This is a genomic window from Nonomuraea mesophila (genome assembly GCF_004352805.1).
GTDB classification, from domain to species: domain Bacteria; phylum Actinomycetota; class Actinomycetes; order Streptosporangiales; family Streptosporangiaceae; genus Nonomuraea; species Nonomuraea longispora.
In genome coordinates, this window is sequence record NZ_SMLD01000016.1 from 80,554 (window position 1) to 95,620 (window position 15,067).

Annotated in this window: 13 protein-coding genes; 4 read left to right on the forward strand and 9 right to left on the reverse strand. The window is 73.9% G+C overall.

Annotated elements, in window-relative coordinates; genetic code table 11:
• The first annotated feature begins 6 nt into the window (after positions 1–6).
• Both E1295_RS09255 and E1295_RS09260 read left to right on the forward strand, forming a co-directional pair.
• Complete coding sequence (locus E1295_RS09255) at positions 7–759, forward strand: HAD family hydrolase (RefSeq protein WP_132629588.1); 753 nt, start codon at positions 7–9, stop codon at positions 757–759.
• Complete coding sequence (locus E1295_RS09260) at positions 756–3,662, forward strand: pyridoxamine 5'-phosphate oxidase family protein (RefSeq protein WP_132629590.1); 2,907 nt, start codon at positions 756–758, stop codon at positions 3,660–3,662. The genes E1295_RS09255 and E1295_RS09260 overlap by 4 nt, the downstream gene beginning before the upstream one ends.
• Positions 3,663–3,786: 124 nt before the next feature.
• Here the strand turns inward: E1295_RS09260 and E1295_RS09265 are convergent, their stop codons facing one another.
• The 4 genes from E1295_RS09265 to E1295_RS09280 form a co-directional block, all read right to left on the reverse strand.
• Positions 3,787–4,674 (reverse strand): universal stress protein, encoded by an 888-nt coding sequence (locus E1295_RS09265; protein ID WP_132629592.1) that lies wholly within the window; start codon positions 4,672–4,674, stop codon positions 3,787–3,789.
• 105 nt (positions 4,675–4,779) lie between these two features.
• Positions 4,780–5,880, reverse strand: coding sequence for an esterase-like activity of phytase family protein (locus E1295_RS09270; protein WP_132629594.1), 1,101 nt, complete (start codon positions 5,878–5,880; stop codon positions 4,780–4,782).
• 214 nt (positions 5,881–6,094) lie between these two features.
• On the reverse strand, positions 6,095–7,846 hold the full coding sequence (locus E1295_RS09275) for a DUF6528 family protein (protein ID WP_132629596.1): 1,752 nt from the start codon (positions 7,844–7,846) through the stop codon (positions 6,095–6,097).
• 74 nt (positions 7,847–7,920) lie between these two features.
• The gene (locus tag E1295_RS09280; protein WP_132629598.1) at positions 7,921–8,739 is read right to left on the reverse strand and encodes a putative protein N(5)-glutamine methyltransferase; all 819 of its coding nucleotides are present in this window, start codon (positions 8,737–8,739) and stop codon (positions 7,921–7,923) included.
• Positions 8,740–8,963: 224 nt separating this feature from the next.
• Here E1295_RS09280 and E1295_RS09285 point away from each other — a divergent pair, with 224 nt between their 5' ends.
• Complete coding sequence (locus E1295_RS09285; protein WP_166427154.1) at positions 8,964–9,728, forward strand: NAD-dependent epimerase/dehydratase family protein; 765 nt, start codon at positions 8,964–8,966, stop codon at positions 9,726–9,728.
• Positions 9,729–9,734: 6 nt separating this feature from the next.
• On the opposite strand, the gene E1295_RS09290 is transcribed toward E1295_RS09285, so the two are convergent.
• The 5 genes from E1295_RS09290 to E1295_RS09310 form a co-directional block, all read right to left on the reverse strand.
• Complete coding sequence (locus tag E1295_RS09290; RefSeq protein WP_132629602.1) at positions 9,735–10,937, reverse strand: cytochrome P450 family protein; 1,203 nt, start codon at positions 10,935–10,937, stop codon at positions 9,735–9,737.
• A gap of 285 nt (positions 10,938–11,222) precedes the next feature.
• Positions 11,223–11,795: a TetR/AcrR family transcriptional regulator gene (locus E1295_RS09295; RefSeq protein WP_132629604.1), complete on the reverse strand. Its 573-nt coding sequence runs from the start codon at positions 11,793–11,795 to the stop codon at positions 11,223–11,225.
• 72 nt (positions 11,796–11,867) lie between these two features.
• Positions 11,868–12,731 (reverse strand): SMP-30/gluconolactonase/LRE family protein, encoded by an 864-nt coding sequence (locus E1295_RS09300; RefSeq protein WP_132629606.1) that lies wholly within the window; start codon positions 12,729–12,731, stop codon positions 11,868–11,870.
• Positions 12,732–12,803: 72 nt separating this feature from the next.
• Positions 12,804–13,442, reverse strand: coding sequence for an NAD(P)-dependent oxidoreductase (locus tag E1295_RS09305; protein ID WP_132629608.1), 639 nt, complete (start codon positions 13,440–13,442; stop codon positions 12,804–12,806).
• Between the two features lie 5 nt (positions 13,443–13,447).
• Positions 13,448–14,344 (reverse strand): EamA family transporter, encoded by an 897-nt coding sequence (locus E1295_RS09310; protein WP_132629610.1) that lies wholly within the window; start codon positions 14,342–14,344, stop codon positions 13,448–13,450.
• Between the two features lie 77 nt (positions 14,345–14,421).
• On the opposite strand from E1295_RS09310, the gene E1295_RS09315 reads away from it, so the two are divergent.
• Entirely contained in the window at positions 14,422–14,925 is a 504-nt protein-coding gene (locus E1295_RS09315) for a MarR family winged helix-turn-helix transcriptional regulator (RefSeq protein ID WP_132629612.1), read from the forward strand.
• Positions 14,926–15,067: the final 142 nt, after the last annotated feature.

Genomic DNA, 15,067 nt, shown 5'->3' on the forward strand with positions numbered 1-15,067 from the left:
CCTGACATGTCCACCTTCGACCTGAGCAAGCTCCGCGCGGTGGTCTTCGACACCGACGGCGTGGTCACCGACACGGCCCGGGTCCACGCGGCCGCGTGGAAGCACGTGTTCGACGCTTTCCTGCGGGGGCGGGGCGCGGAGCCGTTCGACATCCGCGCCGACTACCTGGCGTACGTGGACGGGCGGCCGCGGCTCGACGGGGTGCGGACGTTCCTCGCCTCGCGCGGCGTCACGCTGCCTGAGGGCGGCCCGCACGACGAGCCGGGGGCGCCGACCGTCCACGGACTGGGGCTGGCCAAGGACGCGCTGTTCGTGGAGCAGATCGACAGGCACGGCGTGGCCGCGTTCCCCTCGACCGTCGCGCTGCTGCACGAGTTGCGGCAGCGCGGAGCCCGTACCGCGGTGGTGTCGGCGAGCAGGCACTGCCGCGCGATCGTGGCGTCCGCGGGGCTGCTGCACCTGTTCGACGCGCTGGTCGACGGCAACGACGCGGCCGAGCTGGGGTTGCCGGGCAAGCCGGATCCCGCGCTGTTCCTGGAGGCGGCCCGCCGCCTCCGGCTGCCCGCGGCCGAGGTGGCGGTCGTGGAGGACGCGCTGCCCGGGGTCGAGGCCGGCCGCAGGGGCGGGTTCGGGCGGATCGTCGCCGTGGACAGGAGCGGTTCGCAGGAGGCGGCCATGCGCGCGGCCGGAGCCGACGCGGTGGTGGCGGACCTGGCCGACGCGAGCGTGGCGGGGCGAGTGCCGGTGGGACGGCGATGAACGCCTGGACGCTCGTCTACGAGGGTTTCGATCCCGCCGGCGAAGGGCTGCGCGAGGCCCTGTGCACGCTCGGCAACGGCCGGTTCGCGACGCGGGGCGCCACCCCGGACGGGCGTCCGCGCACGCCGGGCACGTACCTGGCGGGCTGTTACGACCGGCTGGACTCGGTCGTGGCCGGCCGTACGGTGACCAACGAGGACATCGTCAACCTGCCCGACTGGCTGCCGCTGACGTTCGCCACGCCGGAGTCCGGCTGGTTCCGGCCCGAGGAGGCCGAGCTGCTGCTCTACCGGCACGAGCTGGACCTGCGGCACGGTGTGCTGAGGCGGGAGCTGCGCTGGCGCGACGGCGCGGGCAGGGTGACGTACGTACGCCAGCGCCGTCTGGTGTCCATGGCCGACCCCACGCTGGCCGCGCTGGAGACCACGTTCACCGCGGAGAACTGGTCGGGGCCGATGCGGGTGCGCTGCACGCTGGACGGCCGGGTGACGAACTCCGGTGTGGCCCGCTACCGCGACCTGCGCGGCGACCATCTCACCGGGCACGAGACCGGCGCGGACGACGGCCTGGCCTGGCTGACCGTGGTCACGCGCAACTCGCGCGTCATGGTGACGCTGGCCGCGCGGATCGACGGCGACGCGCCGGCCACGCGGCCCGCGCTGTGCGGCGACCACATCACCTCCGACCACGTGCTCGACCTGGCCGAGGGCGAGCCGGCCCGGCTGACGAAGACCGTGGCGCTGACGAGCTCGCGCGACCCCGCCATCCATGACCCCCGCTCGTCGGCGCTGCGTCAGGCGCGCCGCGCGCCGCGCTTCGACGACCTGCTGGCCCGCCACGTGGCGGCGTGGGCCTGCCTGTGGCGGCGGGCCAGGCTCGACGCGGACGGCCCTGAGCTGTCGCAGCTCGTCCACCTGCACATCTTCCACCTGCTGCAGACGCTCTCCCCGCACACCGCCGACCTCGACGCCGGTGTGCCCGCCCGCGGGCTGCACGGTGAGGCGTACCGGGGGCACGTGTTCTGGGACGAGCTGTTCGTGGAGCCGTGGCTGAACCTGCGCTTCCCCGAGACCTCGATCGGCCTGCTGCGCTATCGGTGGCGGCGGCTGCCCGAGGCCAGGGACGCCGCCGCGGAGGCCGGGTACGAAGGCGCGATGTTCCCCTGGCAGAGCGGCAGCGACGGCCGCGAGGAGACGCAGACGCTGCACCTCAATCCCGCCTCCGGCCGCTGGCTGCCGGACAACTCCCATCGCCAGCGGCACGTCGGCCTGGCCATCGCCTACAACGTGTGGCACCACTACCTGGCCACCGGCTCGATGCCGCCGTGGTGCGCCGAGCTGCTGCTCGACATCGCCAGGTTCTTCGGCTCGCTGGCCGAGCTGCGCGACGGCCGCTACGAGATCCGCGGCGTCATGGGCCCCGACGAGTATCACGACGCCTACCCGGACGCCGGCGAACCAGGGCTGGCGAACAATGCCTACACCAACATCATGACCGTGTGGCTGATGGCGCGCGCCCGCGAGACCGCCATCCTGGCGCCGCACCTGGCGCCGCCGGCCGCCGAGCTGGCTCACTGGGCGGACGTCGGCCGCCGCATGCGGGTCGACTTCCACGACGGCGTCATCAGCCAGTTCTCGGGGTACGGGGAGCTGCTGGAGCTCGACTGGGAGCGCTACGGCGGCGTACGCAGGCTGGACCGGGCGCTGGAGGCCGACGGCGACGACGTCAACCGTTACCAGGCCTCCAAGCAGGCCGACACGCTCATGCTCTGCTACCTGCTGAGCGACGAGGAGCTGACCGGCATCCTGAAACGGCTCGGGTACGCGCCCGACCCGGACCTGATCCCCAGGACGATCTCCTACTATCTGCGGCGCACCAGCCACGGCTCCACGCTGAGCGCCGTCGTGCACGCCTGGATCCTGGCCCGCCGCAACCCGGAGCAGTCCTGGGAGTTCTTCACCGAGGCCCTCACGGGCGACCTCGAGGACGTGCAGGGCGGCACGACGGCGGAGGGCATCCACCTGGGGGCCATGGGCGGCACGCTGGACCTGCTGCAGAGCTGCTACCTGGGGCTGGAGCTGGAGCGGGGCGGTCGGCTGCGCCTGGACCCGCAGGTGCCCGACCAGCTCGGCCCGGTGTGGATGCCGCTGCGTTACCACGGGCGCCAGATCTTCGTCGACGCCGACCATCGCGAGGTGCGCATCAACGGCACCGCGCGCCGTACCTATGGGCGAGGAGAAGTGATCATGACAGGCACCGGCGATTTCGGGCGGCGCATCATTCATCATCGCGAACGTCTCGGCCTGACCCGCGAACAGGTCGCCGACAAGGCGGATATGTCACCCGGTTACGTGAAATATCTGGAAGAGCACGCCGACACGCCGGACACCGGCGCCATCTACCGCCTGGCGGACGCCCTGCAGACCACGGTCGAGGAGCTGCTCGGCGGCGGCCAGGACCGTGCGCCCGGACACGGCCCCGCCATGGCCCATCCCACCCTGGAAGTGCTCGACCGGGAGGAGTGCCTGCGGCTGATCGAGGCCGGCGGGATCGGGCGGGTGGCGTTCAACGGCTCGCACGGGCCGACGGTGCTGCCCGTCAACTACAAGCTGCACGACGGCGACATCGTCTTCCGCACCGCGGCCGGCGGCGCCATGGACCAGGACCTGCGCAGCGGCGTGGAGGGGGTCGACATCGTGATCGCCTTCGAGATCGACCGGATCGACGAGGTCAACCGCGAAGGCTGGAGCGTCCTGGTGCAGGGCCCCGCCCACCACGTGCCGGCGGAGGAGGTGTCCGTCGCGGCCGGCTCGGGGGTCACCCCGTGGGCGGGAGGCGAGCGGCACCTCTACGTCCGCATCAGCCCGCGGCAGATCACAGGCCGCCGCATCCACGGCATATAGACCACGCGGACCGCGGCGTCGAACCACAGCGTCGAACCACGGCGTCGAACCACGGCGTCGAACCGCGGCCTCAACCGCTTGCCTGCGGGCCCAACCGGCCTCGGCTGCGGCCCGGAGCGCGGCGTCACGCGTGCCCGCCACCTGGACGATCGGGAGGCTGGGACGACGGGCGCCAGGGGGCGCGCACCACGGCGACCGGGCAGTGGGCCCGCTGGAGCACGCCGTGACTCACCGTGCCGAGCACGGTCGCGGTGAGCCTGCTCAGCCCGCGCGACCCGACCACCGCCAGGTCGGCCCCGCCGGAGGCGCGCACCAGCGCGGTGACCGGGTGCCGGTCGACGAAGGAGTCCTCGATCGGCACGTCCGGGTACATCTCCCGCCACGGCGCCATCGCCGCCTCGAGTTCCCGGCCGAAACCGGCTCCCGGCAGCGGCCCGTACCCCACGGGGTGGGGAGACAACACGGGCACCTGCCGGCCGTACACCACCCGGACCCGGGCGCCGCGCGCGTCCGCCTGCTCCAGCCCGTACGCCAGGGCCGCCTCGGCGTCGGCGGATCCGTCGTACCCCACCACGATCTCGCCGCGCGCGGGCCCGGGCGGCTCGTGCACGATCACCACCGGGCAGCGGACGTGCCCGGCCAGCGCGAACCCGGTGGAGCCCAGCATCAGCCCGGCGATCGCGCTGCGTCCCCTGCTGCCCAGCACCAGGCTGTCGGCGTCGGCGCCCTCGGTGCGCAGCCGCTCGACCACCGCGCCGGTGACGAGCACGGCCGTCGTCTCCACCTCGGGGGCGACGGCGCGTACCCGCTCGACGGCGTCCGACAGCAGCGCCTCGCAGCGTTCACTGAGCGTCAGGCGTGTGCCCGCCAGCGGGCGCTCGGGCTGCCACGGCTCGCGTACGTGCACGATGCGCAGGGGCCGGCCGCGCCGCGCGGCGTCGTCCGCGGCCCACTGCAGCGCGGTCCAGGCCCGGTCCGCCCCGTCGATCCCGACCACGATCGCTCCGCTCATCGCGGCCCTCCCGTCTCGCCTGCCCTGTCCCGCACAGCTACCCCGGAGCGGGAGGTCATCCACCTCAGCGGCCTTCCACGGCCGGGAGGGGGCGGGGCGGGTGCGTCAGCGGCAGCCGGTCGCGCCGAACACCAGGAAGTTGGTCGACTCGCGCTGGTCGAAGTTGTCGTCGGAGGCGACCACGAGCGTGCACTCGCCGCCGGCCAGGCGAGGCCCCCAGGCCAGGCCCTCCCAGTTCTGCACCGGAGGCCGGAAGGTGCCCAGGTCGAAGACCAGGCGCTTGCTCACCGCGCGGTACGAACCCCCGCTCGCCAGCGCGGCCCTGTCCAGCACGTTGGTGGCGCCGCGCAGGTCGATCTCGTAGAGCTTGGCGCGGTAGCCGGTGCCCTCGACCCAGGAGCGCTCCAGCGCCAGGTAGCGGGACTCGTCGATGGGCAGCAGCTCCGACACGCCGGTGTCCGACTGTCCTGACGCGGGGACGGGCGCGGCGGGCAGCGGGTCGAGCGGGTAGGCGTACTGGCCGCGCACGCCGCCTCCGCGGTTCCACACGGTCAGCCGCGCGGGCGCGCCGCGCCCGGCCGTGGGGGGCTCGCCGTCCTCGTAGCGCGGGCCCTCGGTCACGGCGGTGATCGTACGCCTGGAGACGGCCAGCCCTTCGAAGCCTTGGTTGCGCCGCGGCCCCCGGTCGGCCGTGGTGAGCCGCAGGTTCGCCGGCAGCGGCAGGGCGCTCGTGTGGCGGCCGCGCAGGTCCATCGAGCGCACCGCCGGGGGCGAGAGCGGGATATCAGGATTGCGGGTGTCGGGGCGGTCGCCTTCGTCGCCCCAGAGCAGCCGCCGGCTCCACCGGTCGTACCGGATGGACTCCGGGTCGGCCGCCCCCGGCTTGCCGTAGGCGGGGTACGGGGACCCGTCGGCCCGCAACATCGTCGTGACCCCCGTCAGGCGCACACCGTGAAAGGCCCCTGACCGCCGGTCGATGTCGAGCCGCCCGGTGTAGAAGCGGGCGGGGTTGTAGCGCCAGCGGTCGTCGGAGACGAAGTACCACGTGTCGGTGCGGGGGTCGCGGTCGATGCCGGACAGACCGCCCACGGTGGTCCCCGCGAACTGCAGGAGGTGCGGCACCCGCTGCTCGCCCAGGAACCGCGTGATCCGGACGTCCCGCGGCGCGCTCCGGGCGGCCGCGGGTGGTGCGGCGCCGACCACCATCGCGAAACCGATGGTTATTTGTACGATTTTCCGCGTACGACCCATATGATCCCCCGTAATTCCCCTGGCCGCCGAGCGAAATCGACGGCCGATTCGACGGAGGACATGAAATCGCGGATCACCAGGGAAGTCCACGGACGACACCCTCGCACGTCACCCCGGAAATCAGGAGAATTCCCTTTTCCCGGTGCCCGCGCTATATATTTCCCGGTTATTAAGAAATGTCGGGAAGCGTGAAAAGATGCAGGGTGCCGTCCTCCAGCGCCGCGGCCGAGGAGGCCAGCACGCTGGCGTTGCCGTCGGCCTTCACCGCCGCGCCGGCCCAGGCCCCGGCCGCGCTGCGCGAGCGGTTCCACACTCCGGACCCGGGCACCACGGTCTGGACCTGCAGCGTGCCGTCCGGCAGCGCGGCGCCCGACACCGCGCTCACCGACCCGTTGGCGTCGATCTTCACCGAGCTCGCCCACGCCCCGCCGGCGCCGCGCGAGCGGTTCCACACTCCCGCGCCCGGCACCACGGTCTGGACCTGCAGCGTGCCGTCGGGCAGCCCGGCGGCCGACACCTCGGAGACGGACCCGTTGTCGTCGATCCTGACGGAGCTCGCCCACTGACCGCCCGCACTCCGCATACGGTCCCAGACCCCCGCCCCCGGCACCAGCGTCTGCACGTGCAGGCTGCCGTCCGGCAGTGCCGCCGCCGCGATGCGGGAGATCGAACCGTTGTCGTCGATCTTGACGGCCCGCTCGTCCCACTCCCCTGACGAGCTGCGCCCGCGCTCCCAGACCCCGCTGCCCGGCACGAGGGTGAGGACGCGCAGGCTCCCGTCCGGCAGCGCCGCCACGGCCACGTCGGAGACGGCGCCGTTCGCGTCGATCCGGGCCGCGTCGGGCGCCCACGCGCCCGAGGTGCTGCGCGTGCGGTCCCACACCGTGCCGCGCAGGCTCTGGTCGGCGACGCCGTAGTGCGGGCTCCACACCCGCGCCTTGTAGAAGGCCGCGCCGGTGCGCCTGCGCGTCATGGCGGGCGCGAAGAAGTCGACCGTGTCGGTGCACCAGGTGCTGTCGGTGCACGCGCCCGGCGGCGTCTTGACCGCGTCGGGCCTGGTCTGCACGATCTGCCCGGACGGCTGGGCGCCGATGGACTTCACCGCGGACCGGCCGGCTCCGCCCGGCAGATCGCCGTCGAAGGTCTTGGTGGCCTTGTCGTACAGGTAGGCGGCCGAGCCCGTGGTGAGCCAGAGCTTGCCGGTGTCGGTGGCGTGGCCGTACACGTCGTGCCCGCCCCCGGTCGGGAGGACCGCCCTGCGCTGCCTGTCCTCGCGCAGCGAAGGCCGGGCGGGGGTGCCCTCCACGGCGAGCGCCGTCAGGATGTGCTGCCCGGACGCGGGGTCCTGGCCGATGACCCACAACCGCCTGATCGCCGGGTCCCACAGGGCGGCGTGCGCGTCGGTCAGCTTGAACTCGGCGTACGTGGCGGCGTGCGGCCCCTGCGAGGAGGCGTACACCCTGACCCAGCCCCCGGTGGAGGCGGCGACCGCGATGTTGCCGTCGGGCAGCAGCTCGGCGGCGTGCAGGTTGCCCGGCAGGATCCGTGCCCACTGGCGGACCCCGGCGGGGTAGGACACGATGGCGGCGATGCCCCGGCTGCCTCCGGCCGCGACGACGACGCTCTGCGCGCCGGACGGCCTCGTCCGCAGCTTGAAGCCGGCGATCAGGCCGAACGCCGACACCTCGTCGGCGGAGAACCCGCCGGGTGCGACGCTGGGCTCCCATGACCACTTCACGGCCGCGGAGCTGTTCCAGTCGGTGACGGCGGGATCGAAGGCCAGCAGCCTCCTGCCCGTCTGGTCTCCTCCGGCGACCCAGTAGTCGTCCGGGGCCGCGGCGGCGGCATGGACCCCCGTGTCGGCAGGCACGGCGGCCGGCATGCCTGCCAGCAGGACGGCGACCATCGATAACACCCGCACGTTCTTCCTCCTTCGACGGCGACCCACCGATTGTCCGCGGGCGGGCCCGGCCCCCCAACGCCGCCGGCCGGCGGTCAGGGGCGGGTGCCGATGACGGCGGTGGCGTCGAGTTCCTCCGACCACTCCGCGCGAGCGCGCAGCCCGGCCGCCGCCACGGCCGCGGCGGTGGCCTCCGCCTGGCGTTCACCCGTCTCGACCAGCAGGTGGCCGCCCGGCGCGAGCCACCGCGGCGCCTCGGCGATCACCCGCCGCGCGACGTCGAGCCCGTCGCCGCCGCCGTCGAGTGCCATCAGCGGCTCGTGCCGCCTGGCCTCGGGCGGCAGCAGGCGGATCGACTCCGACGGCACGTACGGGGGGCTGGCGATGAGCAGGCCGACGCGGCCGCGCAGCGAGGAGGGCAGCGGCTCGAACAGGTCTCCCTGGTGGACGTGCGCGCCCGGGAGGTTGCGCCGGGCGCAGCGCACGGCGGCCGGGTCGAGGTCGGCGGCGTGCACCTCCGCCCCGGCTCCCCCGGCGCCGAGTTCCTTGACCACCGCGGCGGCCACCGCGGCGGCCATCGCGCCCGTGCCGCAGCACAGGTCGAGGATCACGGGGGGCGGGCCGCCGGCCGCGCGGGCGAGCGCGACGGCACGGCGTACGAGGAACTCGGTACGCGGCCGGGGCACGAACACCCCGGGCTCGACGAAGACGCGCAGACCGCAGAACTCCGCCCGGCCCAGCACGTGTTCGAGCGGCTCGCCGGCGACTCGCCTGGCGACCATGGCGGACAGGACCTCGCGGGTGGACGCGGCGGAGACGAGCAGGTCCGCCTCGTCCTCGGCGAACACGCACCCTGCGGCGCGCAGCCTCGTGACGATCTCAGCGGTGTGGACGGGTGAAGAGAACGCAGACATGGAAGCCTTCCGGGATGCCGATGGGCGCTCCCGCGGTCACCTGGTCCCGGTGGCCCGCCTGGCGGAGAAAGGGAGCACCCAGCCTGTCACAGCGGTAATGGGTCTCACCTCCCTGGCCGATCCGTACGGGGATGGTCACGCTAGCAGATCCCTGTCGCAAAGGTCCTGTCCGTCCCCCGATCACCAGCCTAGATTCGGGAGGAGGAGCGGAACGGGAGCACGACATGGGACCTGTGGTGATCACTGGTGGGTTCGGCCGGGTGGGCAGCCTCGTACGGCCCGCGCTGCTGACCGCGCACCGGCTGCGCGTCGTCGACCGGGTGACCGGGGACACCCTGCCCGGCGAGGAGTCCCTGGTGGCCGACCTGGCCGTGCCCGGGGTGGCGGAGCAGGCGCTGGCCGGGGCGTCCGGCGTGATCCACCTGGCGGGCGATCCCAGGCCGCACGCGACATGGGAGGAGGTCCACCGGGCCAATGTCGGGCTCACCCGCCGCGTGCTCGACGCCGCCGCGGAACAGGGCGTGCCACGGGTGGTGCTGGCCAGCACGGTGCACGCCATGGGCGAGTACAACCGGCCGCGGCACCGTCCCGTCGACCCGGCGTGGGAACCGCGCCCCTGCTGCGCGTACGGGCTCAGCAAGGTCATCGTCGAGTCCCTCGGCCGGCTGCACGCGGAGCTGACGGGCGCCTCCGTGGTCGGACTGCGGCTCGGCTCGACCGGTTACGCGCTGGACGAGGCCCGCTACCTCGGCATGTGGTTGTCCGAACGCGACGCGGGCCCCCTGATGCTGGCGGCGCTGACGGCGGGGCCCGGGTGGAGCGTGCACTTCGGCATGTCGGCCAACACCCGGCGGCACTGGGACCTCTCCTCGGCCAGGAAGCTCGGGTACGAGCCGCGCGACGACAGCGAGCCGTACGCGGCCACCGCCGGACCGCCCACGGCGGTGATCTGCCGCATCTTCGACGGCGAGGACAACCCGCGGGCCTGAGGGCCTTCAGGCGGCCGGGCCCGGCCTCACGGGCAGGCGGGCCAGGCGCAGCGTGCCGGGGTCGGGGGTGTACGCGGTGTCGCCGGCGAGCGCGAGGCCGGGGAAGCGGCGCAACAGCGCCCCGAGCGCGACGCCCGTCTGCACGCGGGCCAGCGAGGCGCCGACGCAGAAGTGCGGGCCGTGCGCGAAAGCGAGGTGGCCGGACGGCTCGCGCCGGATGTCGAACGTGGCGGGATCGGCGAACACGCGCGGGTCGCGGTTGACGGCGGCGATCGCGGCGGTGACGGGCTGCCCCTTGGGGATGGGCACGCCTCCGATCTCGACGTCCTCGGCGGTGAAGCGCGGGATGGTCAGCAGCTGCGGGCCGCACCAGCGCATCAGCTCCTCGACGGCGCGCGGCATGAGCTGCGGGTCGGCGCGCAGGGCGGCGAGCTGCCCGGGGTGGCCGAGCAGGGTGTGCACGGCGTTGGCGATGAGGTTCGTCGGCGTCTGGCCGGCCAGGACCAGCTGCCAGACCATGGTGACGAGCTCGATCTCGCTGAGCCGGTCGCCGTCCTCCTCCAGGATCTGGGCGAGGTCGGAGATCAGGTCGTCGCCGGGGGCGGCGACGCCCCGGGCGACGGCGGCGGCGGCGCCCTCCATGATGGCCGGGATGGCGTCCCGCAGGGCCTGGCCGTGGCCGGAGGCGACGGCGGCTCCGTACTCCCGCCAGCGGGGGCGGTCGGCGGCGGGGATGCCGACCAGCTCGCAGATCACGTCGATCGGCAGGGGCCGCGCGAAGTGCTCCAGCAGGTCGACGGCGCCGTCCTCGCTCTTCGCCGCGAGCCCCGGCAGCTCGTCGAGGAGGCGGCCGACGATCCGTTCCATGCGCGGCCGGAACGCGGCGGCCTTGCGCGGTGTGAACGCGGGCGCGACCAGGCGGCGCAGCCGGGTGTGTTCCTGGCCGTTGAGCACGGACATCGTGCGCATGTAGGGCCGGCAGTGCTCGGGCACGTCGAAGGGCAGGTAGCTGCCGTCGCCGGTCTCCAGACGCGGGTCGCTGAGCATCGTCCTGGCCTCCGCGTGCCGCGTGACCGCCCAGAGCGGCCCGATGCCGGGCGCGGTCAGCCGCACCACGGGCGACTCCTCGCGCACCGCCGAGAACGCGGTGAGCGGGTTTCCCAGCACCGCGGGGTCGGCCAGGTCGATCTCGGGCACCTCGGTCGTCATCGCCACTCCATTCCCATGATGTCAACATCCGAATGTTCACGGTATCTCGATAGGAGAGCGCGCCGCAACAAATCCCGCGCGGAGGGGAACCGAAGGGCAGGTCCGTGCGGTCCAAGCCATGGGCGACGTTCACGCCGGCGACTCGTCGCGCACCGCCCGCTCACGTGGCGGCGGTGGCCGCGACGGGCATCCGGCCGAGGCCGCGGGCGGCCCTTCCCGTCCGCCGGCGAGCGCTGGACGCCGCCCCCGCCAAGTCACGCCGTCCGGGCGTGGGCCGGCGCGGCGCTAGGAGGACACGCGCCAGTGGGTGAGCGCGTTGTCGAGCGCGTCGAGGATCTTCTCCCACGAGGACTGCAGGTCGCGCGGGTGGTCGAACCCGCTGCTCGCCTCGATGGCGAAGAAACCCTGGTAGGTGCTGCGCAGCAGGCGGATGGCGTCGGTCAGGTCGGGCTCGGGCAGCGCGTACGCGCTCAGGTGGGCGTACGTGATGGCCATGATCCGCTGGTGGCCCGGGGACCCGGCGACGATCTCGGGATCGACGGGCATCTGGGTGGCCTGGTAGCGGCCGGGGCATTCGCGCGCGAAGTCGCGCCACGCGTTGGCGAACCCGGTCAGCGATTCCTTGCCCGCCCGGCCCGCCGTGGCCGCCGCGAGGCGGTCGCCCAGCTCGGCCGCGGCACGCACGGCCACGCGGGTGCGCAGGTCACGCATGTTCCTGACGTGGGAGTAGAGGCTCGCGTCGGCGACGCCGAAGCCGCGCGCCAGCGCCGACAGCGTGACGTTGTCGAACCCGACCACGTCGGCCAGGTCGGCCGCCGCCTCCGTCACCCGGTCGGCGGTCAGTCCGGCCCGCGCCATGGCCACCTCCCGTCCGTCAGCCTGTGATTCCCAGGTCTTAGCCTAGGGCGGTACGGTCGCGCAAACCGGAGGTCAGAGGGCCGCGGGCAGAACGGGCCGGCCGCGCACACCGGGGTCGGCGGCGAACAGGGCGCCCGCGGCCGGCTGCTCGGCCCTGTCGACGTCGAGCGCGGAGGTCGTGATGAACAGCCGGTCGAGGCCGTCGCCGCCGAACGCCACCGCCGTGACCTTGCGTACGGGCAGGGTGATGACCGCGTCGAGCCGGCCGCCCGCGTCGTACCGGTGCACGGCCCCGCCCTGCCACAACGCGACCCACACCCCGCCCTCGGCGTCCACGGTCAGGCCGTCGGGCGCGCCCTGATCGGGGTCGACGACGGCGAACGGCCGCCGGCCGCTCAGCCCGCCGTCCGGGGTGTAGTCGAAGACGTCCACGCGGCCGGTCGCGGTGTCGGCGTAGTAGGCCAGGCTCCCGTCGGGGCTGAAGTCGAACCCGTTGGAGATCGTCACCTCGGGCAGCACCACGCTCAGCTCCGCGCCGGGCCCGGCCACGTAGAACGAGCCGCGTCCGGGAGCGGCGTCGTAGGCCATGCTGCCGATGTAGAAGCGGCCGCCGGGGTCACAGCCGCCCTCGTTCATCCGGACTGAGGGGTCGCTCCACGCCTCGCCCAGGGAACTCAGCGGGGCGTCGAGGTCGTCGGAGCCGGACAGGAGCAGCTCACGCTCGGCGGCGACCACGTACCCGCCGGACACACGAGGACGCACGACGGCGGCCAGCGACCCGACGTGCCGGCGGCGTACGCCTCCGCCGGCGTCCAGCGCGAGCACGTCGCCGGCGAGCATGTCGACCCAGCGCAGTCCGCCCCAGCGGCTGGACCAGACGGGCCCCTCGCCATGCTCGGCGATGGGGTCGGTCACGGTGGACGCGGCGATGGTCATGGGGCTCTCCTCAGCGTGGTCCCGGGTGCGTGGTCCACGACTCTAATGGCGGCCGGCGAGAACGCCGCGGCGTCAGTACCCCACCGTGAACCTGCGCCGCCGGTGCCGGGGATGTTCGGCCTCGTCGATGAGCGCCACGGCGAAGTCCTCCAGGGAGATGGCCGACCGGCCGTCCGCGCCGACCAGCAGCTCGTCGGCGCCGAGCCGGTAGCGTCCGGTGCGCTCGCCCGGCTCCAGGAACGCCGGCGGGCTCACGTACGTCCAGTCGGCGTGCGGCGCCGCGCGGCAGGCGGCGAGCTGGGCGTCGCAGGCCAGGGCGATGGGCCGCCAGGAGGGCGGGAACTCAGGGGTCTCGACGAGGGCGAGCCCGCCGGTGCCCGGCACGGTCAGCCCGGCCGCGCCGCCGACGAGCAGGAGCCGCACGCCCGTGACCGAGACCCCGGACAGCAGCGAGCCGGCGGTGGCGACCAGGTCGTCCTCGTGTCCCGGCGCGGGGCGGGTGGCGCTGATGACGAGGTCCTGCCCGGCGCTCAACGCGGTGACGTCGGCGACGTCCGAGGCGTCGCCGCGGCGTATTTTGATGCCGGGGTGCGCCGGGGCCAGGCGGACGCAGTCGCGGACGACCGCGGTGACGTCGTGGCCGCGTGAGAGCGCCTCGGCCAGCGTCCTGCTGCCGACGGCGCCGGTGGCGCCGAAGATGGTGATGCGCATGATGGTCAGGATTCCTTTCCTGCGAGCACGGCCTGCGCCGGCCGCGGCCGGGCGGGGCGGAGCTGGGCGGCGACGAGCGCGGCCAGTACGACGACGGCGCCGAACGCCTGGGCGGCGGTGAGGTGCTGGCCGAGCACCAGCCAGCCGAGTGCGGTGGCGACCACGGGGCTGAGCAGGCCGAGGAACGTCACCTGGGTGGCCGTCAGCCGTCCCAGGCCCCAGAACCACAGGGCGTAGGCGAAGGCGGAGCCGATGACGGCGAGGTAGGCGTACCCGGCGAGGTTGGCGGCGGTGAGGGTGGCCGGCGGCGGCCCTTCGACGAGCAGGGCGACGGGGAGCAGCAACAGGCCGCCCGCGACGAGCTGCCAACCGGTGGTGGCCAGCAACGGTGCCGGCGAACGCCACCGCTTGCTCAGCACGACTCCGGTGGCCATGACGGCGGCTCCTCCGAGCGCCGCGGCGACCCCGAGCGCGTCGAGCCGCGCGTCGGCGCGCAGCACGAGCAGGCCGACCCCGGCCACGCCCGCCACGGCCGACAGCGCGGTGCGCAGGGACAGGCGCTCGGCCAGCAGCCCGGCCGACAGCAGCGCGACCAGCAGAGGCTGGACGGCGCCGACGGTCGCGGCCACCCCGCCGGGCAGCCGGTAGGCGCCCACGAACAGCAGCGCGAAGAACACCCCGATGTTCAGCGCACCCAGCACCAGCGCACGCCACCACCAGATACCCTCCGGCAGGCGCCTGGTGATCGCCAGGAGGAGCAGCCCGGCGGGCAGGGCCCTGATCAACGCCGCCAGCAGGGGCCGGTCAGGCGGCAGCAACTCGGTGGTGACAAGGTAGGTCGTCCCCCAGATGGAGGGGGTCAACGCGGTCAGCAACACGACTCCCGTCTGATTTCTTAACATTGAGACAAAGTAGCTCATCGCTAAGATACTTGCCTAGGTGATGTACCTCACTACTAAGACATCGATAGGCTGAAGCAGTGTCAGATCACGTCGACCTCGTGCTCGAGCAGTGGGCCGCGCAGCGCCCCGACCTGGACGTCTCCCCCATGGCGGTCATCGGCCGCCTGTCGCGGTTGACGCGGCTGATCACCGTGGAGCTGCGCCGTACCTTCGAGGCCCACGGGCTCGACCCCGCCTCCTTCGACGTGCTGGCCACGCTGCGCCGCAGCGACCCGCCGCACCGGCTGACGCCCGCGGAGCTGATGCGCGCGTCCATGGTCACCTCGGGGGCCGTCACGCAGCGGCTCGACCGCCTGGAGGCGCGGGGCCTGGTGACCCGTACGCCGAGCGACTCGGACGGGCGCGGCGTCCACGTGACGCTCACGGACGAGGGGCGCGCGCTGACCGACCGGGTGCTGCCGCACCACCTCGAGACGGAGCAGCGGGTGCTGGCCGCGCTGTCGCAGCGGCAGCGCGACGACCTCGCCGCCACCCTGCGCGACCTGCTGGAGTCCCTCGGCGACACGCCCGGCCCCGCCTGAACGGCTCGGAGGGGACGGCTCGCGTCGCGGGCGCGCAGGAGGGCGGGTTCAGCGGCGGCGGCGGCCGGCGCCGCGCGCCTTGCCTCCGCCCCTGGCGCGGGGGCGGGACGTACGTTCCTGGGGGGCCGCCCAGTGCGCAGGG